Annotated in this window: 20 protein-coding genes and 1 tRNA gene; 17 read left to right on the forward strand and 4 right to left on the reverse strand. The window is 58.8% G+C overall.

Translation table 11 applies throughout. The features are described from left to right. Positions 1 to 47: 47 nt before the first annotated feature. From pdxA to BUE09_RS19135, 9 genes are all read left to right on the forward strand, one after another. Positions 48 to 1,031: a 4-hydroxythreonine-4-phosphate dehydrogenase PdxA gene (gene pdxA / locus BUE09_RS19095; protein ID WP_073303563.1), complete on the forward strand. Its 984-nt coding sequence runs from the start codon at positions 48 to 50 to the stop codon at positions 1,029 to 1,031. A 293-nt stretch (positions 1,032 to 1,324) separates the two neighbouring features. After that, positions 1,325 to 2,122, forward strand: a complete 798-nt coding sequence (gene rsmA, locus BUE09_RS19100) for a 16S rRNA (adenine(1518)-N(6)/adenine(1519)-N(6))-dimethyltransferase RsmA (RefSeq protein ID WP_073303566.1) — start codon at positions 1,325 to 1,327, stop codon at positions 2,120 to 2,122. A 26-nt stretch (positions 2,123 to 2,148) separates the two neighbouring features. Then, positions 2,149 to 2,532 (forward strand): Co2+/Mg2+ efflux protein ApaG, encoded by a 384-nt coding sequence (gene apaG, locus BUE09_RS19105; protein WP_073303568.1) that lies wholly within the window; start codon positions 2,149 to 2,151, stop codon positions 2,530 to 2,532. Further along, positions 2,529 to 3,350, forward strand: a complete 822-nt coding sequence (locus tag BUE09_RS19110; RefSeq protein WP_073303571.1) for a symmetrical bis(5'-nucleosyl)-tetraphosphatase — start codon at positions 2,529 to 2,531, stop codon at positions 3,348 to 3,350. Before apaG ends, BUE09_RS19110 begins: the two co-directional genes overlap by 4 nt. Continuing rightward, positions 3,347 to 3,676 carry a thiosulfate sulfurtransferase GlpE gene (glpE, locus tag BUE09_RS19115; protein WP_073303574.1) on the forward strand — a complete coding sequence of 110 codons (330 nt, stop codon included), beginning with the start codon at positions 3,347 to 3,349 and terminating at the stop codon, positions 3,674 to 3,676. The genes BUE09_RS19110 and glpE overlap by 4 nt, the downstream gene beginning before the upstream one ends. A gap of 270 nt (positions 3,677 to 3,946) precedes the next feature. Further along, the gene (locus BUE09_RS19120; RefSeq protein ID WP_073303576.1) at positions 3,947 to 5,869 is read left to right on the forward strand and encodes a PrkA family serine protein kinase; all 1,923 of its coding nucleotides are present in this window, start codon (positions 3,947 to 3,949) and stop codon (positions 5,867 to 5,869) included. A gap of 92 nt (positions 5,870 to 5,961) precedes the next feature. Further along, entirely contained in the window at positions 5,962 to 7,233 is a 1,272-nt protein-coding gene (locus BUE09_RS19125; RefSeq protein ID WP_019341987.1) for a YeaH/YhbH family protein, read from the forward strand. A 10-nt stretch (positions 7,234 to 7,243) separates the two neighbouring features. Then, a complete protein-coding gene (locus BUE09_RS19130; protein WP_073303578.1) occupies positions 7,244 to 8,797 on the forward strand; it encodes a SpoVR family protein in 1,554 nt (517 codons plus the stop codon). A gap of 94 nt (positions 8,798 to 8,891) precedes the next feature. Beyond that, positions 8,892 to 10,121, forward strand: a complete 1,230-nt coding sequence (locus BUE09_RS19135) for a multifunctional CCA addition/repair protein (RefSeq protein WP_073303580.1) — start codon at positions 8,892 to 8,894, stop codon at positions 10,119 to 10,121. Positions 10,122 to 10,256: 135 nt separating this feature from the next. Here the strand turns inward: BUE09_RS19135 and folK are convergent, their stop codons facing one another. After that, positions 10,257 to 10,781, reverse strand: coding sequence for a 2-amino-4-hydroxy-6-hydroxymethyldihydropteridine diphosphokinase (gene folK / locus BUE09_RS19140; RefSeq protein ID WP_073303583.1), 525 nt, complete (start codon positions 10,779 to 10,781; stop codon positions 10,257 to 10,259). Further along, positions 10,772 to 11,125, reverse strand: a complete 354-nt coding sequence (folB, locus tag BUE09_RS19145) for a dihydroneopterin aldolase (protein ID WP_073303585.1) — start codon at positions 11,123 to 11,125, stop codon at positions 10,772 to 10,774. The genes folK and folB overlap by 10 nt, the downstream gene beginning before the upstream one ends. Before the next feature lie 75 nt (positions 11,126 to 11,200). Between folB and plsY the strand changes: the two genes are divergently transcribed. Then, positions 11,201 to 11,770, forward strand: coding sequence for a glycerol-3-phosphate 1-O-acyltransferase PlsY (gene plsY / locus BUE09_RS19150; RefSeq protein ID WP_073303587.1), 570 nt, complete (start codon positions 11,201 to 11,203; stop codon positions 11,768 to 11,770). 13 nt (positions 11,771 to 11,783) lie between these two features. On the opposite strand, the gene tsaD is transcribed toward plsY, so the two are convergent. Continuing rightward, positions 11,784 to 12,809 carry a tRNA (adenosine(37)-N6)-threonylcarbamoyltransferase complex transferase subunit TsaD gene (gene tsaD, locus BUE09_RS19155; RefSeq protein WP_073303589.1) on the reverse strand — a complete coding sequence of 342 codons (1,026 nt, stop codon included), beginning with the start codon at positions 12,807 to 12,809 and terminating at the stop codon, positions 11,784 to 11,786. 196 nt (positions 12,810 to 13,005) lie between these two features. Between tsaD and rpsU the strand changes: the two genes are divergently transcribed. The 5 genes from rpsU (at position 13,006) to BUE09_RS19180 (ending at position 18,606) form a co-directional block, all read left to right on the forward strand. Then, complete coding sequence (gene rpsU, locus BUE09_RS19160; RefSeq protein WP_003283508.1) at positions 13,006 to 13,221, forward strand: 30S ribosomal protein S21; 216 nt, start codon at positions 13,006 to 13,008, stop codon at positions 13,219 to 13,221. Positions 13,222 to 13,359: 138 nt separating this feature from the next. After that, positions 13,360 to 15,291, forward strand: a complete 1,932-nt coding sequence (gene dnaG / locus BUE09_RS19165) for a DNA primase (protein ID WP_073303591.1) — start codon at positions 13,360 to 13,362, stop codon at positions 15,289 to 15,291. Positions 15,292 to 15,358: 67 nt separating this feature from the next. Next, a complete protein-coding gene (gene rpoD, locus BUE09_RS19170) occupies positions 15,359 to 17,215 on the forward strand; it encodes an RNA polymerase sigma factor RpoD (protein ID WP_073303593.1) in 1,857 nt (618 codons plus the stop codon). A 119-nt stretch (positions 17,216 to 17,334) separates the two neighbouring features. Beyond that, a tRNA-Ile gene (locus BUE09_RS19175) sits at positions 17,335 to 17,411 on the forward strand. A gap of 127 nt (positions 17,412 to 17,538) precedes the next feature. Then, positions 17,539 to 18,606, forward strand: a complete 1,068-nt coding sequence (locus tag BUE09_RS19180; RefSeq protein WP_073303595.1) for a tyrosine-type recombinase/integrase — start codon at positions 17,539 to 17,541, stop codon at positions 18,604 to 18,606. A 116-nt stretch (positions 18,607 to 18,722) separates the two neighbouring features. Here BUE09_RS19180 and BUE09_RS19185 read toward each other — a convergent pair whose 3' ends face one another. Then, complete coding sequence (locus tag BUE09_RS19185; RefSeq protein ID WP_231975588.1) at positions 18,723 to 19,889, reverse strand: MarR family transcriptional regulator; 1,167 nt, start codon at positions 19,887 to 19,889, stop codon at positions 18,723 to 18,725. 337 nt (positions 19,890 to 20,226) lie between these two features. Between BUE09_RS19185 and BUE09_RS20715 the strand changes: the two genes are divergently transcribed. Next, positions 20,227 to 20,445, forward strand: a complete 219-nt coding sequence (locus BUE09_RS20715) for a MerR family transcriptional regulator (RefSeq protein ID WP_073303599.1) — start codon at positions 20,227 to 20,229, stop codon at positions 20,443 to 20,445. A 16-nt stretch (positions 20,446 to 20,461) separates the two neighbouring features. Continuing rightward, a complete protein-coding gene (trfA, locus tag BUE09_RS19195; RefSeq protein WP_231975587.1) occupies positions 20,462 to 21,337 on the forward strand; it encodes a plasmid replication initiator TrfA in 876 nt (291 codons plus the stop codon). The last annotated feature ends 749 nt before the right edge of the window (positions 21,338 to 22,086 follow it).

The raw sequence follows: 22,086 nt of genomic DNA on the forward strand, positions 1-22,086 counted from the left end.
GGCCAATCGGCCGGCCCGTTTCTTTTCACCCGTATGAAGGCATCGACATGACCACCAAACGTTTCGCCCTGACGCCCGGCGAACCCGCCGGTATTGGTCCCGACCTCTGTCTGTTGCTCGCACGCGACAGCCATCCACACGTCCTGATCGCCATCGCCAGTGCCGAGTTGCTACGCAGCCGTGCAGCAGAACTTGGACTGGACATCACTCTCCTCGAGGTCGCGCCAGGCAACTGGCCGAACCAACCGGCACCCGCCAACAGCCTGTACGTCTGGAACACGCCGCTCGGTGCACCTGCCATAAGCGGCCAGCTCACCCCAGCCAACGCCGACTACGTGCTGGCCACGCTGACCCGTGCTGGCGAAGGATGCCTCGATGGCAGCTTCGCCGGGATGATCACTGCGCCGGTGCACAAGGGCGTGATCAACGAGGCAGGTATCTCGTTTTCGGGGCACACCGAGTTTCTCGCAGAGCTGACCGGCACCGAGCAGGTCGTCATGATGTTGGCCACCCGTGGGTTACGGGTTGCACTGGTCACCACCCACCTGCCGCTCAAGGATGTGCCTGCCGCCATCACCACCGAGCGACTGCAGCGTGTGACGCGCATATTGCACGCCGACCTGGTGGAAAAGTTCGGCATCACCCGACCGCGGATCCTGGTCTGCGGGCTCAATCCCCATGCTGGCGAGGGCGGACATCTGGGCCGCGAGGAAATCGAGATCATCGAGCCGACACTGGAGGCGCTGCGACGCGACGGGCTCGACCTGATCGGCCCACTACCGGCAGACACACTGTTCACCCCCAAATACCTCGAACACTGCGACGCGGTGCTGGCGATGTATCACGATCAGGGCCTGCCGGTGCTCAAGTACAAGGGCTTTGGTGCAGCCGTGAACGTAACCCTGGGGCTGCCGATCGTACGCACTTCGGTCGACCACGGTACCGCCCTGGACCTTGCAGGCACAGGCCGGATCGACACCGGCAGTCTGCGAGTGGCGCTGGAAACGGCGTATGAGATGAGCGGCAGCTAGACCCCGCAAGCAGCGCAGGAAACAGGTGCTAGAGGACTGTGTACAGACGCGCGTCAGCGCAGGAACGCACCGGGCAAGTCGCCGGACGGTTGCAGCCCACCGCGCGTACCGCAACAGCGGCCTGGCGTCGCAATGGCTAGCTCCGAGTTATCCAGCGTGCCTCCAGACGGCAACGGCTCGTACAGCACTTACCGGCAGGACACTCGCCTCGCCTACCGCAACTGCTAAACTGGGGGCCTTTTCGCTCCCAGCTCCAAGCCTCACGCTTCTAGCTGCTCCTGAGACTGCTGTATATGTCCGAGAACTATCAACACCGCGCGCGCAAGCGCTTCGGCCAGAACTTCCTTCACGATGCGGGCGTGATCCATCGCATCCTGCGCGCTATCCATGCCAAACCGGGCGAGCGGGTCGTCGAGATCGGCCCGGGCCAGGGCGCGTTGACCGAAGGCTTGCTCGACAGCGGCGCACACCTGGACGTGGTCGAGCTGGACCTGGACCTGATCCCGATCCTGCAACAGAAATTTGCCGGCCGCGAAAATTTCGCGCTCAACCAGGGCGACGCGCTGAAGTTCGACTTCTCGCGGCTCAGCCAGGAGCCCGGCAGCCTGCGCATCGTCGGTAACCTGCCCTACAACATCTCCACGCCGCTGATCTTTCATCTGCTCGACCATGCCAGCCTGATTCGCGACATGCACTTCATGCTGCAAAAGGAAGTCGTCGAGCGCCTGGCCGCAGTGCCAGGCGGCGGTGACTGGGGCCGGCTGTCGATCATGGTCCAGTATCACTGCCGCGTCGAACACCTGTTCAATGTTGGCCCTGGCGCGTTCAACCCAGCACCGAAGGTCGACTCAGCCATCGTTCGCCTGGTACCGCACGAAGTACTGCCACATCCGGCCCAAGATCATCGACAACTTGAAACCGTCGTTCGCCAGGCCTTTAACCAGCGCCGCAAGACGCTGCGCAACACGCTTAAAGGGTTGCTGGATGCAGACGCAATCGCCGCCGCCGACGTCGATGGCAGCCTGCGCCCGGAACAGCTGGACCTGGCCGCGTTCGTAAGACTATCGGATCAACTAACTGCCCGCGGCTGAAAGCGACCCACGCGAAGGAGCACGCCATGTCTGAAGACCTCCGCTACTGGATCGACGTCAACATCCGCCCTGCCTACCTGGCAGACCAGTCACAACCGGAACAGAACCGTTTTGCCTTTGCCTACACCGTAACCATCGAAAACAAGGGCCAGCTGACTGCCCAATTGCTGTCACGCCACTGGATCATCACTGACGGAGACGGTCAGGTACAGGAAGTGCGTGGCGAAGGCGTGGTCGGTGAGCAGCCGGTACTAGCCCCCGGTCATCGCCATGTCTACACCAGCGGCACCCTAATGGCCTCACGCGTCGGCACGATGCAAGGCAGTTATCAGATGCTCGCCGAAGACGGGCATCGCTTCGATGCCACGATTGCGCCGTTTCGGCTGGCCGTACCTGGAGCCCTGCATTGACTACCTATGCTGTCGGCGACCTGCAAGGTTGCCTCGAACCCCTCCTCTGCCTGCTCGAGCAAGTCGACTTCAGCCCTTCGCGCGACTGCCTGTGGCTGGCGGGCGATCTGGTCAACCGCGGGCCCCAATCGCTCGAAGCGCTGCGTTTTGCGCGCGACCTGGGCAGCTCGGGTGTCACCGTTCTCGGTAACCATGACCTGCACCTGCTGGCCGTAACCCACAAGATCGAACGGCTGAAGAAATCCGACACGCTGCAGGCGATCCTCGATGCCCCCGACCGAGCGGATCTGGTTTTCTGGCTGCGTCAGCAGAAACTGGTCCACCACGATGCCGAGCGCGAGGTCACCATGGTCCATGCTGGCATCCCACCGCAATGGACATTGAGCAAATCCTTGCGCCGCGCGGCTGAGGTCGAACAGGCAATTCGCGATGACGCCATGTTGCAACCCTTTCTCGACGGCATGTACGGGAATCAGCCGGCCAAATGGAGCAAGGACCTACACGGCGTCCCAAGGCTGCGGCTGATCACCAACTACTTCACCCGGATGCGCTTCTGCACAGCCGATGGAACCCTCGACCTCGAAGCCAAGGAAGGCCTCGACTCAGCACCCGCGGGCTTTGCGCCCTGGTTCAGCCACCCCACTCGCAAGACCCGCGGCGAAAAGATCATTTTCGGCCACTGGGCCGCGCTGGAAGGCAACTGCGACGAGCCGAACATATACGCGCTGGACACCGGCTGCGTATGGGGTAACTCCATGACACTGATGAACGTCGACAGCGACGAACTGTACCGCTGCGACTGCGAGGCCAAGCCATGACCGAATTCAAACGTATTACCCCCGAACAGGCGCAATCGCTGCGCAGTGAAGGCGGCGTGATCGTCGACATCCGCGACCCGAACAGCTTCGCCAATGGTCACGTGACCGGCTCGACACATCTCGACAATCAATCCTTGCCAGACTTCATCGCAACCGCTGATCTCGACCAACCGCTGATAGTCGTCTGCTACCACGGCAACTCCAGCCAAAGCGCAGCGGCTTATCTGGTAGGCCAGGGTTTCTCTGATGTCTACAGCCTCGACGGCGGTTTCGAGCGTTGGCAACAGGCGTTTCCGCAGGAGACCGAACAGGGCGATCCTAGCTAAAAAGATCACACGCTCAAGGCCGCAGATATTGCGGCCTTGAGCCTTTCTTCCGACGAAACGCAGCGGCAAAAACACCTCTCCTCCCTTGAACTTGCCGAATCCGAACTATCCTTCAGTTCAGGCCATCCAAACAGGTGGAAGCCGTGCAACGGCTACCGGGCCTCAGTTTCGACCATCAGGTGTTCGGGGGAACTCCACAGGCCGGTCAGCCGGCCGTACCTGAATGCATGATGACAACACCGGCTCCGAGCATCGTCCGAGGTGAAGTCAATGAGCATTTTCAGCCATTTCCAGCAACGATTCGAAGCAACCCGTCAGGAAGAGTATTCGCTTCAGGAATACCTCGACCTGTGCAAGGAAGACCGGGGAACCTACGCAACTGCAGCCGAGCGCCTGTTGATGGCCATCGGTGAGCCCGAGCTGGTCGACACCTCGACCGACTCGAGGCTTTCGCGAATATTTTCCAACAAGGTCATCCGCCGCTACCCGGCCTTCGAAGACTTCCACGGTATGGAAGACTGCATTGACCAGATCGTTTCGTATTTCAGGCACGCCGCCCAGGGCCTGGAAGAGAAGAAACAGATCCTCTATCTGCTCGGCCCGGTGGGCGGCGGTAAATCGTCCCTCGCCGAAAAGCTCAAGCAACTGATGGAGCGGGTTCCCTTCTATGCCATCAAGGGCTCGCCTGTTTTCGAGTCGCCCCTGGGGCTGTTCAACCCGGCTGAAGACGCTCAGATTCTTGAAGAGGACTATGGCATCCCGCGTCGCTACCTCAGCTCGATCATGTCGCCGTGGGCTACCAAGCGCCTGCAGGAATTCGGTGGCGACATCAGCCAGTTCCGTGTGGTCAAGCTGTACCCATCGATCCTCAATCAGATCGCAATCGCCAAAACGGAGCCGGGCGATGAGAACAACCAGGACATTTCGGCGCTGGTGGGCAAGGTCGATATTCGCAAGCTTGAGGAATACCCCCAAAACGACGCCGACGCCTACAGCTACTCAGGTGCGCTGTGCCGCGCCAACCAGGGCATGATGGAATTCGTCGAAATGTTCAAGGCGCCAATCAAGGTGCTGCACCCGCTGCTGACCGCTACCCAGGAAGGCAACTACAACAGCACCGAAGGCCTTGGCGCGATCCCCTATAACGGGATCCTACTGGCCCACTCCAACGAGTCGGAATGGCACACTTTCCGCAACAACAAAAACAACGAAGCGTTCATTGACCGTATCTACATCGTCAAGGTGCCGTACTGCCTGCGGGTCACTGACGAGATCAAGATCTACGACAAACTGCTGTTCAACAGCTCGCTATCGAAGGCCCACTGCGCCCCCGATACGCTGAAGATGCTGGCGCAGTTCTCGGTGCTGAGCCGTCTGAAAGAGCCGGAAAACTCCAACATCTATTCGAAGATGCGGGTTTATGACGGTGAGAACCTCAAGGACACCGACCCTAAGGCCAAGTCGATCCAGGAATATCGCGACACCGCCGGCGTCGACGAGGGCATGAACGGTCTCTCGACTCGCTTCGCCTTCAAGATCCTGTCGAAGGTGTTCAACTTCGACCCACACGAGATCGCGGCCAACCCGGTGCACCTGCTTTATGTACTGGAGCAGCAGATCGAGCAAGAGCAGTTCCCTGCCGAGGTGCGTGAGCGCTACCTGCGATTCATCAAGGAATACCTGGCGCCGCGCTACGTCGACTTCATCGGCAAGGAGATTCAGACCGCCTATCTCGAGTCGTACAGCGAGTACGGTCAGAACATCTTCGACCGCTACGTGCTCTATGCCGACTTCTGGATTCAGGATCAGGAATACCGCGATCCGGAAACCGGCGAGATCCTCAACCGCGCCGCGCTCAACGAAGAGCTGGAGAAAATCGAAAAGCCAGCCGGCATCAGCAATCCGAAGGATTTCCGCAACGAGATCGTCAACTTCGTCTTGCGTGCCCGAGCCAACAACAACGGCAAAAACCCGTCCTGGCTGAGCTACGAAAAGCTTCGCGTGGTGATCGAGAAGAAGATGTTCTCCAACACCGAGGACCTGCTGCCGGTCATCAGCTTCAACGCCAAAGCCAGCAAGGAAGATCAGAAAAAGCACAGCGACTTCGTCGTGCGCATGGTCGAACGCGGCTATACCGAGAAACAGGTACGCCTGCTTTCCGAATGGTATCTGCGGGTACGTAAATCGCAGTAAAGCAGCTGAGCGCTTGAAGTCGGAAGCTGGAGTCCAAACAGCGCGCTTCCGACTTCGAGCCTAAGATTTCCAGCTCAGCCCGGAGGGCTCGTATGAGCTACGTGATCGACCGCCGTCTGAACGGCAAGAACAAGAGCACGGTGAATCGCCAGCGATTCCTGCAGCGATACCGAGGGCACATCAAGAAGGCTGTGGAAGAGGCTGTTGGACGCCGTTCCATCACCGACATGGAGCACGGCGAGCAGATCAGCATTCCCGGCCGCGATATAGACGAGCCGATCCTGCATCACGGACGTGGCGGTCGGCAGACCATCGTCCATCCCGGTAACAAGGAATTCGTCGCTGGCGAGCGCATCCCTCGGCCTCAGGGGGGTGGCGGTGGCCAGGGCGCGGGTCAAGCCAGCAACAGCGGCGAAGGCATGGATGATTTCGTCTTTCAAATCACCCAGGAGGAGTTTCTCGACTTCATGTTCGAGGACCTGGAACTGCCCAATCTGGTGAAGCGGCATCTGGCCGGCACCGACACCTTCAAGACGGTCCGCGCCGGCATCAGCAACGAAGGCAACCCGTCACGCATCAACATTATTCGCACCCTGCGCTCGGCCCACGCGCGGCGCATCGCCTTGTCGGGCAGCAGCCGCGCCAAGCTGCGTGAGATCAAAGCCGAGCTGGCGCGCCTGAAGCTCGAGGAGCCCGCCAACTTCACCGACATCCAGGCAGCCGAAGAGGAGATCGAACGCCTCAGCGCACGCATTCACCGCGTACCCTTTCTCGACACTTTCGACCTCAAGTACAACCTGCTGGTCAAACATCCCAACCCCAGCTCAAAGGCCGTGATGTTCTGCCTGATGGACGTGTCGGGCTCCATGACCCAATCGACCAAGGACATCGCCAAACGCTTCTTCATTCTCCTGTATCTGTTCCTCAAGCGGAACTACGACAAGATCGACGTGGTGTTCATTCGCCACCACACCAGTGCCAAGGAGGTCGATGAAGAAGAATTTTTCTACTCGCGGGAAACCGGCGGCACCATTGTGTCCAGTGCGCTGAAAATGATGCAGGAGATCATGGCCGAGCGTTACCCGGCCAACGAGTGGAACATCTATGCGGCGCAGGCTTCGGATGGCGACAACTGGAATGACGATTCGCCCATCTGCCGGGACATCCTGATCAACCAGATCATGCCCTTCGTCCAGTATTTCACCTACGTCGAAATCACCCCGCGCGAACATCAGGCGCTGTGGTACGAATACAACCAGGTGGCCGAAGCCTTCGGTGACTCGTTCGCCCAGCAGCAACTGGTAACGGCAGGAGACATCTACCCGGTGTTCCGCGAACTATTCCAGCGGCGCATGGCTAGCTGAGGTACGCAGTATGAAACGACAGCCCATTTCCACCGGCTCGGAATGGACCTTCGAGCTGATCCGCGCCTACGACCGCGAGATTGGTCGTATCGCCGAGCGTTACGCGCTGGATACCTACCCGAACCAGATCGAAGTCATCACCGCCGAACAGATGATGGACGCCTATGCCTCGGTGGGCATGCCGCTGGGCTATCACCATTGGTCTTACGGCAAGCACTTCCTCAGCACGGAAAAATCCTACACGCGGGGACAGATGGGCCTGGCCTACGAGATCGTGATCAATTCTGATCCCTGCATCGCCTACCTGATGGAAGAGAACACCATCACCATGCAGGCGCTGGTAATTGCCCATGCCAGCTACGGTCATAACAGCTTCTTCAAGGGCAACTACCTGTTCCGCACCTGGACCGATGCCAGTTCGATCATCGACTACCTGGTCTTCGCCAAGCAGTACATCATGCAATGCGAGGAACGCCACGGCATCGATGCGGTGGAAGACCTGCTCGACTCCTGTCATGCACTGATGAACTACGGCGTCGACCGCTACAAGCGCCCCTACCCGATTTCCGCCGAGGAAGAGCGACGGCGGCAGAAGGATCGCGAAGAGCACATGCAAAAGCAGATCAACGACCTCTGGCGAACCATTCCGAAGTCCGGCGATAAGGCCGACGAACGCGAGCGCGACCAGCGCTTCCCGACCGAGCCACAGGAGAACATCCTCTACTTCATCGAGAAGCACGCGCCGCTCCTGGAGCCCTGGCAGCGCGAAGCGGTGCGTATCGTGCGCAAGATCGCGCAGTACTTCTATCCACAGCGCCAGACCCAGGTCATGAATGAGGGCTGGGCGACTTTCTGGCATTACACGCTGCTCAACGACCTGTACGACGAAGGGCTGGTGACTGATGGCTTCATGATGGAGTTTCTTCAGTCGCACACAAGCGTGATCTATCAACCCGGCTTCGACAGCCCGTACTACAGCGGCATCAACCCTTACACGCTGGGGTTCGCCATGTATCAGGACATTCGCCGGATATGCGAACACCCCACCGAAGAAGACAAGCGTTGGTTTCCGGACATCGCCGGCAGCGATTGGCTGACCACCGTGAAATTCGCAATGAATAACTTCAAGGATGAAAGCTTCATCCTGCAGTTCCTGTCGCCGAAGGTCATCCGCGATCTCAAGCTGTTCAGCATTCTCGACGACGATCACAAGGACGAGCTGCTGGTACCCGCCATCCATGACGAAAGCGGCTACCACACCATCCGCGAATTGCTCGCGGCGCAGTACAACCTCGGCAATCGCGAGCCCAACGTGCAGGTTTGGAGTGTCGACCGCCGCGGCGATCGTTCGCTGACCCTGCGCCATCAGCAGCATGACCGCAAACCGCTGGGCGGTTCCACCGACGAAGTGCTCAAGCACTTGCACCGTCTCTGGGGGTTCGACGTACATCTGCAATCGATGCAGGACGACAAGCTGGTCACCACGCATCACATGCCGCCGCGGGTAGAGCCGGACACCGAAAGCAAGTTCCCAGGCGTGAACCTGGCGCTGCCGCCGATCTGATTGGATACACGCCTTCGAACGACGGTTCGCCCTATGCACCCGCATCTTGCTGTCGCGGGGCTTTCGTTTATCCTCCGCCGGAACGGAGGAATACATGCAGATCTACAAAGTCGGCGGAGCGGTGCGGGATCGATTGCTGGGGCGGCCGGTGACTGAGGTGGATTGGGTCGTGGTCGGCTCCAGTGCCGAAGAGATGCAGGCCAACGGCTATCGCCCGGTGGGAGCAGACTTCCCTGTGTTTCTGCATCCGGCTTCAGGTGAGGAATACGCGCTGGCCCGCACTGAGCGCAAGAGTGGCCGCGGTTATGGCGGTTTCACCTTCTACGCGAGCCCTGACGTTACGCTTGAAGAAGACCTGATCCGCCGCGATCTGACCATCAATGCCATGGCCGAGGATGAGCAGGGCAATCTGATCGACCCCTACGGAGGCCAGGCCGACCTCGCTGCCCGCCAACTCAGGCATGTATCCCCTGCTTTCGCCGAGGACCCGTTACGGGTGCTGCGTGTGGCGCGCTTTGCAGCGCGTTATGCCGAGCTTGGTTTCAACGTCGCGCCTGAAACACAGGCGCTAATGCGTCAGCTTGCCGAATCGGGAGAACTTCAGGCGCTGACAGCGGAACGCAGCTGGAAGGAGATCTCACGCGCCCTCATGGAGCCCCGCCCTGACGTGTTCGTGCAGGTACTTCGCGAATGCGGTGCCTTGAGCGAACTGTTCCCCGAAATTGACCGGCTGTTCAACAGGCGGCAAGCCCAGACCAGCACCCCAGAGCCAGCAACAGGCGAACATGCACTCGCGGTAATGCGCCAGTGCGCTGTCCATGGACAGCCGCTGACGGTGCGCTGGGCCTGCCTGTTACAGCACCTGGGTGGAACGGTGGTGCCGATGCAGGGAGCAGAGTCGGGCAAAGCGGGACTGCCGCTGATCAAAACCGTCAATACTCGATTTAAAGTGCCGCGAGACTGTCATGAATTGGCCATGCTGACCGGTGAGTTTCACGCTCAGGCCCATGGCGCCATGACGCTACCCGCGCCTCAGCTGTTCGAGCTGCTTCAGCACTTCGATATCTACCGTCGCCCGGAGCGCTTCGAACAATTCATCGCCGCGTGCGAAATGGATGCGAAAGGCCCTGGCATGGAGGTACATGACTATCCACAAGCAGACTACCTGCGAGGCGCCGCCGAGGCCGCCCGCGCCGTGCCGGTAAAACCGTTGATCGAACAAGGCTACAAGGGAGCCGAGCTGGGCGAAGCACTAAAGCGTGGTCGACTGAACGCCGTTCAGGCATACCAGCGCCAGAACCAGAACCCCGGCACTAGCGACTGATAGTTGATCGGGTGAGCAGCGTCGGGCTTCGGCAAAACCGCCGTACGGTGGGCGGCGCACTCGCAGAATCTGCCAAGGTAGAAGTCAGAACCGCCTATCGCTCTGCTCGAGGGGTTGCACCTGCCTACGATATCGCTATTGAGGCCTCATAGCAGCCGGCGTCAACTCCGAGCCTTTCCAGCAGAACGACACAGGCCACAGCTGTTGGTCAATGTTCGATTCGCGCCACAGCTCGGCGAAGCTTCGCCCCGTGCCTGGATGCATCACATCTGGAGCCAGCAGCGACAGCGGCCAGAGCACGAAAGCATTCTTCAGCGTCTCCGGTCGCGGCAGCTCCAAGCCATGGAAATTGCCCACCAGATCGTCATACAGCAGGACATCTATATCCAGCGGCAGACCTTTGCGGTCCGGCGCGTAGCGGCCGTTGTCCGCCTCGATGAACTTGAGCCTGCGGTCAAGCTCCATCAACGGCAGCTCGGTGGTTCCGGAAACCACCAGATTATAGAAATTCTCACCCTTGTAACCCACCGCGAGGCTTTCAAAAACAGGGGAACAGCGCATATCGCCAAGCAACCGCTCCAGCGCATCGAGGCCGGCAGCCAGATTCTGTTCGCGGCGGCTATTGCTGCCGAGCCCCAGCAGTACGCGAGTCAGCGGCATCCGCGTTCGATCTCCACGCCGAGCGCCGAGGCGCGCGCGTTCACGCCTGGCTTGGTAACCCGCAGCCGCAGCCAGCGGATGTCGAACTGACTCATCAGGCCCGCAGCCAGCCGCTCGGCAAACGTCTCGACCAGCTCGAAGCGCGACGCCTGAGCGAACCGATCGATGGCAGCTGTCACTTCGGCGTAATCCAGCGCCTTGTCCAATTCGTCATTCTCCGCGGCGGGACGAATGTCCCAGCCGAGCGTCAGATCCAAACGCAGGCACTGCCGAATTCCACGCTCCCAATCATAGGCGCCAATCAGCGTCTCCACTTCCAGCCCTTCGATAAAAACTGTATCCACGCAACTCTCTCCCACGGCACGACAATTGTGCCGCACGTCGTTAGACTCAGGGTCTCCCTGCCCCGGATGGATGCCATGTTTTGGCAACTGATTCTGCTCGCCTATCTGATCGGTTCTCTGTCATTCGCCATTCTACTCAGTCGCCTGACCGGCGCACCCGATCCGCGGGTCGGTGGCTCCGGCAATCCCGGCGCGACCAACATGCTGCGGCTCGCCGGCAGGCGCCTGGCAATCAGCACATTATTCGGCGATCTGCTCAAGGGCCTGCTACCGGTCCTGGTCGCCGCAACGCAGGGCTTATCTGTTCAGCAACAAGCCTGGATCGCACTGGCGGCGGTGTTCGGTCATCTTTATCCGTTGTACTTTCGCTTTCGTGGCGGCAAGGGCGTGGCGACCGCTGCCGGCGCCCTGCTTGGCCTGTATCCACCGGCGGCGTTGTTAGCCTTGGCCATCTGGCTGCTGGCATTCAAGATCACCCGGACCAGCTCGCTTGCCGCGCTTGCCGCGTTGCCGCTGTGCCTGCCTTTGCTAGCCTGGCAGCAGCCTGAAGCGCTCTGGCCGATGGCACTGCTGGCTGGACTGATCGTCTGGCGTCACCGGAACAATCTACGCGACCTGTTCGCCGGTACGGAGCGGCACTTCTAACTGGCAAGCAGACTTATACCGCTGCCAGCGTCTCCATCGGCCAACGCGCCTGAACCGAAATCTCCGGCCCGTCCCGCTGGCCGGCCAGCAATCGCTGGCAACCGGCATAGGCGATCATCGCACCGTTGTCGGTGCAGAAACGTGGTCGCGCATAAAACACCTCCCCTTTAAGCTCTCCGAGCATCGCTTCGAGACTCTGGCGCAATGCCAGATTGGCGCTCACGCCACCGGCGATCACCAGGTTGCTCAACCCCATCTGCTTCAGCGCGCGCCGACACTTGATAGTCAGCGTGTCGACCACTGCCTGCTGAAAGGCCAGCGCAATATCGCAACGGGTTTGCTCACCGTCGTCGCCAGCGTTACGGCATTGCTGCCAGGTCGTGAGAGTCGAGGTCTTGAGGCCGCTGAAGCTGAAATCCAGCCCCGGCCGATCAGTCATGGGACGTGGAAAGAGGAAACGACCGGAAGTGCCATGCTCGGCGAGCTGGGCTATCTCCGGACCCCCGGGATAACGCAACCCCATCAGCTTCGCCGTCTTGTCGAAAGCCTCGCCGGCAGCATCATCTACCGACTCGCCCAGCAGCTCGTAACGACCGATGCCATCGACCCGTACAAGCTGCGTATGGCCACCGGAAACCAGCAATGCCACGAAGGGGAACGACGGCGGTTGCTCTTCGAGCATGGGTGCCAACAGATGACCTTCCATATGATGCACGCCGACCGCGGGCACGCCCCAGGCGAATGCCATCGCCTGCGCGCACGAAGCACCGACCAGCAACGCCCCCACCAGACCGGGACCGGCCGTGTAGGCAACCGCATCGATCTGGCTCGACTCGCGACCGGCTTCGGCGAGTACCTGGCGAATCAGTGGCAGCATCCGTTTGACGTGATCACGCGAGGCCAGCTCCGGCACGACTCCGCCATACACGCGATGCAGATCGATCTGACTGAACAGAGCATCCGCCAGCAGGCCGTGCTCGCTGTCGTACAGCGCGACGCCGGTCTCGTCGCATGAAGTTTCCAGCCCCAGCACCAGCATGGGTACGACCTTCCAGAGAAGCGAATGAAGCCGCGCATATTAATCGCCGGGACCAGCGACCGACCAGCGCTTTTCGATCAGGGGGCTTTGCATTCCACGCGGCAAGGCGTTAACATCCGCAACCCTTAAAACCAGCGTGCTCGCGATATTTGCCGAAGCGCGTTGTAACCGGTAAACAAGTGAAGGTACGTCCTGGATGCCCAACGTTAAAGTTAAAGAGAACGAACCATTCGACGTAGCTCTGCGTCGCTTCAAGCGTTCTTGCGAAAAAGCCGGTGTTCTGGCTGAAGTCCGCAGCCGCGAGTTCTACGAGAAGCCCACTGCCGAGCGCAAGCGCAAAGCTGCTGCCGCAGTCAAGCGTCACGCCAAGAAAGTGCAGCGCGAACAGCGCCGCAGCGTTCGCCTGTACTGATTCAGTACAGCTGAAGCTGCATCAAGCCCGGCCAACGCCGGGCTTTGCATTTGAGAGAGACTCCGCTTCGCCAGTTGGCGAATGGTCGGAGTTTTTTTCATTCCGGCCTGAACACCGCGAGCGTATTCTCATACCCCTATGGCCGGCTTGATCCCGCAATCATTCATTGATGACCTGCTCAACCGCTCCGACATCGTCGAGGTGGTGAGTTCGCGCATCCAATTGAAAAAAGCCGGAAAGAACTACACGGCCTGCTGTCCGTTTCATAAAGAGAAGACACCTTCGTTCAGCGTCAGCCCAGACAAGCAGTTCTATTACTGCTTCGGCTGCGGCGCTGGCGGCAACGCGCTCGGCTTCGTCATGGACCACGATAACCTGGAGTTTCCCCAGGCTGTCGAAGAACTGGCCAAGCGCGCAGGCATGGAAGTCCCACGCGAAGAAAGCGGCCCGGGACGCAAACCGCGCCAGCCGGTGGATTCGCCGCTCTACCCGCTGCTTGAGTCCGCCGCCGGGTATTATCGCCAGGCGCTTAAGGGGCATCCGGCCCGTAAGGCCGCCGTGGAATACCTTAAGGGCCGCGGACTTTCCGGCATCATCGCCCGGGATTTCGGCCTCGGCTTCGCGCCACCTGGCTGGGACAACCTGATGAAGCATCTGGGCAGCGACGCCCTGCAGCAAAAAGCGATGATCGATGCCGGCTTGCTGATCGAAAACGCTGAAACCGGCAGAAGCTATGATCGTTTTCGCGACCGAGTGATGTTTCCAATCCGCGACAGTCGCGGACGCGTCATTGCTTTTGGCGGCCGCGTACTGGGCGACGACAAGCCGAAGTACCTGAACTCACCGGAAACACCGGTCTTTCACAAGGGCCAGGAGCTCTACGGCCTATACGAGGCACGCAAGGCCAACCGCGACCTGGATGAGATCATGGTCGTCGAAGGCTACATGGACGTGATCGCACTGGCTCAACAGGGCCTGCGCAACGCCGTCGCCACCCTTGGCACGGCCACCAGCGACGAACACCTCAAGCGCCTGTTTCGCATCGTACCCAGCGTACTGTTCTGCTTCGACGGCGACGCTGCCGGCCGCAAGGCAGCGTGGCGCGCACTGGAATCGGCGCTACCCAACCTGCAGGATGGCCGTCGCGCACGCTTTCTGTTTTTGCCCGAAGGCGAAGATCCGGACACCCTGGTGCGCAGCGAAGGCACCGACGCCTTTATGGCGCGAATACAACAACACGCTCAGCCACTGGCCGACTATTTTTTCCAGCAGCTCACCGATGAAGCAGACCCGCGCTCACTTGAAGGCAAGGCCCACCTGGCCACGCTGGCCGCACCACTCATCGAAAAGATACCTGGCGCCAACCTCCGCGCGCTGATGCGCCAGCGCCTCAGTGAGATCACCGGACTGCACAGCGAAGCAGTTCAGCAGATGAGCGCCTCGTCGCCGAACGCAGCCCCGGAATACGATGACAGCATCTATTACGACACAGGCTCCGCGCACGACGAAGGCGACTATTACGCACCGCCAGAACAGACACAGCCAAAGCACAACGGCAAGAAAGAATGGAAGAAAGACTGGAAAAAAACCGGTCAGCGTCCAGACTTCAAGTCACGTACACCGAGAACGCCCACGACAGTAGAACCACCGGCACTCACCACATTACGCACGCTACTGCACCATCCCGAGCTTGCGCAAAAGGTGGAAGACGCCAGCCATTTTGCGGCAGAAGACGACACCTACGCACAGCTGCTCGTCGCGCTTCTCGGCACACTGCAGAAGAATCCCAAGCTGCGCAGCCTGCAATTGATTGCACGCTGGCATGGAACCGACCAAGGGCGCCTTTTACGCGCACTAGCCGAGAAAGAATGGCTGATCTCGGCCGATAACCTTGAACAACAGTTTTTCGACACCATAACAAGCCTTGCCGCCAGACAACGCGACCGCAGCCTTGAAACGCTGCTGCGCAAAGCTCGCCAGGGTGAACTCAGCGCAGAGGAGAAAGAACAGCTGCGCAACCTGCTAAATCGCAACTCAACACCCGCTATATCGACCTCAACTGGCGCGTGAGGTCCTTGCTCGGCTATAATGGTCAGCTTGTTTTCAACCCGCCAGAACCGTCAGTGGATAGGGTTATATGTCCGGAAAAGCGCAACAGCAGTCCCGTCTCAAAGAATTGATCCAGCGTGGCCGTGAGCAGGGTTACCTGACTTACGCCGAGGTCAATGACCACCTACCGGAGGATATTTCCGATCCGGAACAGGTGGAAGACATCATTCGCATGATCAACGACATGGGTATCAATGTATTCGAGGTTGCCCCGGATGCCGATGCCCTGTTGCTGGCCGAAGCCGATACCGATGAAGCCGCAGCCGAAGAGGCCGCGGCGGCACTTGCCGCTGTCGAAACCGACATCGGCCGCACGACAGATCCCGTGCGCATGTACATGCGCGAAATGGGCACCGTCGAACTGCTGACCCGCGAAGGCGAGATTGAAATCGCCAAACGCATCGAGGAAGGCATTCGCGAGGTGATGAGCGCCATCGCCCATTTCCCGGGCACCGTCGACAGCATCCTCGCCGATTACGATCGCGTCACCACCGAAGGTGGCCGCCTGTCCGACATCCTTAGCGGTTATATCGACCCTGACGATGACGGCGCAGCCGGCCCGCAGGCAGAAGTCGAGCCCGTCACGCCACAGGCAGCAGCAAAGCCAGCCGGTGATGACAAGGACGACGAGGAAGAAGACGACTCCGACAGTGATGAAGAAGAAGGTGATGGCGGTCCGGATCCGGAAGTCGCTCGCGTTCGCTTCGGCGCCGTTGCCGAGCAACTGGACGTCGCAAAAAAGGCTCTGAAGAAGCATGGTCGCGGTAGCCAGCAGGCCACCGACGCCCTGCAGGAACTGGCCACGCTGTTCATGCCGATCAAGCTCATCCCCAAGCAATACGATGCGCTGGTCCTGCGTGTGCGTGATGCCCTGAGCCAGGTTCGTGCCCAGGAGCGCGCCATCATGCAGATCTGTGTGCGTGACGCGCGCATGCCTCGCGCCGACTTCCTGCGTCAGTTCCCGACCAACGAAACTGACCTGGGCTGGGCCGATCAGCTAGCCAGTGGCAAGAGCAAATACGCCGAAGCCATCGCTGCCCGCAAGGAAGATATTCAGCGCTGCCAGCAGAAGCTGCTCGCGCTGGAAGAAGAATGCATATTGGCAATTGCCGACATCAAGGACATCAACCGTCGCATGTCGATCGGTGAAGCCAAAGCTCGCCGGGCGAAGAAAGAGATGGTCGAGGCCAACCTGCGTCTGGTCATCTCGATCGCCAAGAAGTACACCAACCGCGGCCTGCAGTTTCTCGACCTGATTCAGGAAGGCAACATAGGCCTGATGAAGGCGGTGGACAAGTTCGAATACCGTCGCGGTTACAAGTTCTCGACCTACGCCACCTGGTGGATTCGCCAGGCGATCACTCGCTCCATCGCGGACCAGGCGCGGACCATCCGTATCCCGGTTCACATGATCGAGACGATCAACAAGCTCAACCGCATCTCCCGTCAGATGCTGCAGGAAATGGGTCGCGAACCCACACCTGAGGAGCTTGGCGAGCGCATGGAGATGCCCGAGGACAAGATTCGCAAGGTACTGAAGATCGCCAAAGAGCCGATCTCCATGGAAACTCCGATCGGTGACGACGAAGACTCGCATCTGGGCGACTTCATTGAAGACTCTGCCATGCAATCGCCGATCGACGTGGCGACCGTGGAGAGCCTCAAGGAAGCCACTCGCGAAGTCCTCTCCGGCCTCACCGCCCGGGAAGCCAAGGTACTGCGCATGCGCTTCGGCATCGACATGAACACCGACCACACCCTTGAGGAAGTCGGCAAACAGTTCGATGTCACCCGTGAGCGGATCCGGCAGATCGAAGCCAAGGCACTGCGCAAGCTGCGACACCCGACGAGAAGCGAGCATCTGCGCTCCTTCCTCGACGAGTAAACCAACCCCCCCCGGCCCGCGCCGGGGGTTTTGTATTCAGGCCAGTCAAAACAGTCCGGGGCGCACAGCTTCGCTTGGCGCATACGCAACAGCACCGGTATAATCCGCCCCGCCTCTGAGGGCCTATAGCTCAGTTGGTTAGAGCAGAGGACTCATAATCCTTTGGTCCACGGTTCGAGTCCGTGTGGGCCCACCAACTCCAAAGCCGCGCATAGCGCGGCTTTTTCTTGCGAGATGGAAAAGCAGTTCAGCTAGTCCTATATTCCCAAGGTACAAATTCAGTACAGTGCCGGTTCGCCTGTACTCCTTGGAGCTCGCTAAATATGGCCACAATCGTCAAAACCCCTGCCGGCACCTGGAAGGCTTTGGTGCGCAAAACTGGCTGGCCGACGAACACCAAAACCTTCCGCACCAAGCGCGACGCCGAAGATTGGGCACGTCGTACGGAAGACGAAATGGTCAGGGGCGTTTACATCCAGCGCAGCGGCTCCGAGCGCATGACATTAGAAATGGCGCTGAAGCGCTACCTCAGCGAAATCAGCCCAACCAAGAAGCCGACGACCCAGCGCGCCGAAGCCACCAAAGCCCAGCAGCTGATCAGCCATCTGGGCAAATACTCCATGGCCGCCCTCTCCGCCGAGATCATCGCCACTTACCGCGATACCCGACTCGCCTCGATCACTAACCGCGGCAAGCCCACCAGCAACAACACCGTACGCCTGGAACTGGCACTGCTCAGCCACTTGTTTACCGTAGCGATTCAGGAATGGGGCCTAGGCCTGAGTTTCAACCCCGTGCTGAACATCCGAAAACCTAGCCCCGGAGAAGGCCGAGACCGGCGCTTGTCTGCCGAAGAAGAACGCCGCTTGCTGACCGCCGTTAACAATCACAGCAACCCCATGCTCGGCTGGATCGTGCGTATCGCCCTTGAGACGGGTATGCGCTCTTCTGAAATCACATCCCTGCGCAGGCACCAAGTCGACCTTAAAAAGCGTGTGGTGCGCCTCTCAGACACCAAGAACGACAGCGCACGCACCGTACCACTCAGCAAATGGGCCACCGATACCTTCCAGGCAGCACTGAACAACCCAATACGTCCGATTGACTGCGATTTAGTGTTCTTTGGCGAGCCAGGTAAAAACGGCAAGCGCCGTCCGTACGCCTTCACCAAGACCTGGGGGCTGCTGAAAACCAAGCTCGGCATGCCCGACCTACGTTTTCATGATCTGCGGCATGAGGCTGTCAGCCGGCTAGTCGAAGGTGGTCTGTCCGACCAAGAGGTCTCGGCTATCAGCGGGCATAAATCAATGCAGATGCTGAAGCGCTACACGCACTTACGTGCGGAAGATTTGGTGAGCAAATTGGATAAGCTGGACACCAAGCGCTTTTGAACGATGGGTCGCCTTATTTCCGCGCCCGTCATTGATAGCCCCAAAGACTCCAGCCCCTTTTACCCCGGCAGAGAATCCGCCGGATTAAAAGGGGCTAAGATTGAGAGCGGCGCGGGTCATCGAGCGTCCATCAGCCGAACCAATCCATCAACGGTGTCCTTCCCTAAACCAACCTCTTTGGCGATGGCAACAACTGTCAGACCGCGCATCAGACCGTCCCAAATATTGTTCCTCGTCCGCTCAGATACGTGCGCCTCGCCTGTTAGCGGGTTAAGGTAACAACCGGCATGCTGCGTGTTGATCAAGGCCTCTAAACTTTTCTTGGCTTTCGATATTGCCTGCCGTGAAACACCCAGCCGTCTAGCCATTTCAGACTGGCTAATCCCCTCACCATGCATCAGCCAGACTTTCTCGCGCAGCCCCAATGAGACAGCTCGCTTTGAAGCTATGGCATGCAACCTCGAATGCACCTGGTCATAGGCTGTTTTACGCACTTCTTGCATGTCCGCAGCAGCAGGAGGCTGAAAATCGATCGCGTAGTCAGACCTCGCCAAACCCATCAGCACAGAAATTTGGCGTTGAAACGCGCCCTTGTAACGCAGATCCGCATGGTATTTCGATGAACCAGGTTTATGGATCAAGCAGTACCGCTGGCTTAAATTCCCCGCTGTCATTCGGTCTACGCGGCACCTTTTAAAGATACGAGCAAGCTCTGCTGCGTCGGCCTTAGATATCAACGCCGCTGTTGGAGGGAGATACTGGTTCGCTTTCAGCAACATCGCCTGCGCCCACCAGACCTCTCGCTTATCTTCCGTGAGGGTATCGGAACGAAGCAAAGCGCCTACTTCGCGCCCTTCCTTGGCATCGATCTCCTGCAGCTTTTTGGAGCGGATACTCTCCCGCCAACAGAGCTCGCAATACGCAACACCCTGTGGCCGGGTACGACAGTCCATAAGCGCGTCAAACTGCATCAGAGCCTTAGTGAGCCTAGGCCTGAAGTGTCTGAACAACCGAAACAGCTCCCGCACCGATTCAAGGGCGCCGCATAAAGCAAAAGCATTTGGATGTGGAGTGCCCGTCGGATCAAGCAAGCTGTCCAATGCAAACGTCAGGTTTGAATCCCATCGCTCTAAATTCAGAAGCTGCCAATCAATCTCTGGCATGCAGTCGGTTTTAGTTCCTACAAAACCACTCCCCACGATTACTGCTGCCGATGCGGCGTCACCATCAGCGGCGGGCTTCGGGCAAGGGACAGCCGAGAAAAGCGGCGGCCGCCGGGCCATCTCAGACAAACGAGCCCCTGCTAGCAACTCCTTTGCCCAGTCGCCCTTGTACTGCTCTACGCAATCGTTAAAAACGTCATCAAGGTGCTCGCGAACCAAAGGCCAAATTGGGTAACGCCTGGAGGTAAGACTTGACGATGCCGACAGGCCAGAAAAGACCGACTCGAAGCCAGCCTTAAACGCAGCGGAGCAGCGGGAGTCGCAGGCGAAGATCGCTAGCAGATGCTCAAGAGATCTAGCGCGAGCCATGTCAACCTGTACGTTAAAAAAGTAGCCCTTATTCTAGGCGTAATTATTCGTACTGTTCCACCTACATTACTTAAGTAGGCGCAGGACCATGACGACTGAAGAGCTAATTTTGACGAACAATGGGGGCTCCCCTCTCCTTTCGATAACGCAAGTCGCAGAGATATTTCATCGCAGCCCGGAAGGGCTGCGCATAACGCTATCTGGGGACAACGAGCTCGCTCGGCAATTAAAACCCTGCAGGGTGAAAATAGGTCGCCGCGTTTACTTTCGAGTAGCAGGCATCGCACAGTTCATCGACCAGGCCTGAGGTTAGGTCCTTGTCCTTGTCTGTAGAAAGCGCAGTTGCACGACTGGAAGAGTCTAGGAAGCTGCATCCCAGTACGAAAAAAACCGACACTGGCTCTGGCTCATCCCCGCCGTCAACGTTACCTGACTGGCCTGCTTCGTCACGTGGCGTACCGAACGTAGCTCTTAGGTCCGCCCTCTTTAGCTCGAGCCGATCAAACAGATACTTAGAGCGAGCCGAAATCTTCGCGCAAAACCCAACATCCATCCGCTACACAGGACAACGTTTGAACCAGGTTGACCATAACGTTTGGATCACCCTGTTACACGTCTGCCGTGCCAATAAGCTGGGCCTGCCGTTTCGCAGCAGCGCGTATCTACTCTTGAAACTGCAGGGGAAAACCGACACAGGTCCAAACAGAGGAGTGCTGTATCGGTGCCTTGCCCGGCTGACGGCTACTGCAATCGAGATCTCAGACGGGAAGCGGTCATATACCGGGAGCCTGATCGATGAATTTTACCGGGACGAGGAAACAGGTGAGCTCGTCATCGAACTCAACCCCAAGCTAACGGGCCTGTTTGGTCGAGAGGGTTTCACTCACATTGACTGGAGTGTTCGTCGCCGGCTTACGCATAAGCCGCTCTCCCAATGGCTGCATGGCTATTTCGCCAGCCACGCTGACCCTTTCCCTGTTTCGATTAAAACGCTCATGAACATGGCGGGAAGTGACGACGCTTGCCCAGCGAGCGCTGAACGTAACCTGAAGCGTGCACTAGCCGCTCTTGCAGAAGCGCATCAATCACTTGAGCAGCCGTTTAGCTATGAAATACGCGAAGGGAAGGTATACGTTCACAAGCGGCCTACCGGAAGCCAGCATAGGCATCTTCGCAAGAAACTAGGACGTCAAAACTAGCTGATTGATACCGTTAGGTTGACCAGGAAATACCGTTACGTTGACCAGCCATTACCGTTACGTTGGCAGGAAAATGCCGTTACGTTGACCAGGGAATACCGTTACGTTGGCATTTATCCACAGGGACAAACAGCCTGCAGCCTTAGTGCCGTAAGGGCTCACCCAGACTACCGCGTCGCTCTAATCCTTTTTAATCATATTTAATCTAAAGCGGCACGATACAGTCGTGACTGAGCAAGCTTTCTGCGCGGTCAGTACATGAGAGGCGATCACGCACAGACGCGTATTGCGGCAGCCTACGTTTGCTCTTCCTGCGAGCGCGAATTTGCAAGGTAGCGGAGCTGCCGCAGCGAGGTCGTGCCAACAAGGCCGATTAGGCCGCGTTAGATAGGTCCCAAGCGTCAATTACCTAGCTCAAGCACTGACAGGCGAATACCGAGCACACGCAGCACTGAGATCAGACTGCAGAGGTCCAGATCGCTACAGGTTTCTAACCTGTGACACGAAATACCAGTCTCACCACTTAGCTTTCGTGTCCCATAGGCACGAACAGTGACAGCTATGGCACCTAGAATATGGTCGCTGTCCTGAGTCTCGAATGCGCCCTGTAGAAAGATCGCTCTGGCCTCTACATGTGTGAGAGCTGCTGCCGGATGAACGAGCCCCCTGAAACACCGGACATTGTTTCCCCCTTACCATAAGGGATAGGCAAACGGTCGTGTTTATGACTACCAGCAAAGACAGACATA

Source organism: Stutzerimonas xanthomarina DSM 18231 (assembly GCF_900129835.1).
GTDB lineage: Bacteria > Pseudomonadota > Gammaproteobacteria > Pseudomonadales > Pseudomonadaceae > Stutzerimonas > Stutzerimonas xanthomarina.

Excerpts from the sequence above, each read along its gene's own strand:
- BUE09_RS19130 (WP_073303578.1), top strand. The coding sequence starts at position 7,244 with ATGAAACGACAGCCCATTTCCACCGGCTCGGAATGGACCTTCGAGCTG.
- pdxA (WP_073303563.1), top strand. The coding sequence starts at position 48 with ATGACCACCAAACGTTTCGCCCTGACGCCCGGCGAACCCGCCGGTATT.
- plsY (WP_073303587.1), top strand. The coding sequence starts at position 11,201 with ATGTTTTGGCAACTGATTCTGCTCGCCTATCTGATCGGTTCTCTGTCA.
- BUE09_RS19125 (WP_019341987.1), top strand. The coding sequence starts at position 5,962 with ATGAGCTACGTGATCGACCGCCGTCTGAACGGCAAGAACAAGAGCACG.
- BUE09_RS19120 (WP_073303576.1), top strand. The coding sequence starts at position 3,947 with ATGAGCATTTTCAGCCATTTCCAGCAACGATTCGAAGCAACCCGTCAG.
- dnaG (WP_073303591.1), top strand. The coding sequence starts at position 13,360 with ATGGCCGGCTTGATCCCGCAATCATTCATTGATGACCTGCTCAACCGC.
- tsaD (WP_073303589.1), bottom strand. The coding sequence starts at position 12,809 with ATGCTGGTGCTGGGGCTGGAAACTTCATGCGACGAGACCGGCGTCGCG.
- rsmA (WP_073303566.1), top strand. The coding sequence starts at position 1,325 with ATGTCCGAGAACTATCAACACCGCGCGCGCAAGCGCTTCGGCCAGAAC.
- BUE09_RS19135 (WP_073303580.1), top strand. The coding sequence starts at position 8,892 with ATGCAGATCTACAAAGTCGGCGGAGCGGTGCGGGATCGATTGCTGGGG.
- apaG (WP_073303568.1), top strand. The coding sequence starts at position 2,149 with ATGTCTGAAGACCTCCGCTACTGGATCGACGTCAACATCCGCCCTGCC.
- BUE09_RS19180 (WP_073303595.1), top strand. The coding sequence starts at position 17,539 with ATGGCCACAATCGTCAAAACCCCTGCCGGCACCTGGAAGGCTTTGGTG.
- glpE (WP_073303574.1), top strand. The coding sequence starts at position 3,347 with ATGACCGAATTCAAACGTATTACCCCCGAACAGGCGCAATCGCTGCGC.
- folK (WP_073303583.1), bottom strand. The coding sequence starts at position 10,781 with ATGCCGCTGACTCGCGTACTGCTGGGGCTCGGCAGCAATAGCCGCCGC.
- rpsU (WP_003283508.1), top strand. The coding sequence starts at position 13,006 with ATGCCCAACGTTAAAGTTAAAGAGAACGAACCATTCGACGTAGCTCTG.
- BUE09_RS19185 (WP_231975588.1), bottom strand. The coding sequence starts at position 19,889 with ATGGCCCGGCGGCCGCCGCTTTTCTCGGCTGTCCCTTGCCCGAAGCCC.
- rpoD (WP_073303593.1), top strand. The coding sequence starts at position 15,359 with ATGTCCGGAAAAGCGCAACAGCAGTCCCGTCTCAAAGAATTGATCCAG.
- BUE09_RS20715 (WP_073303599.1), top strand. The coding sequence starts at position 20,227 with ATGACGACTGAAGAGCTAATTTTGACGAACAATGGGGGCTCCCCTCTC.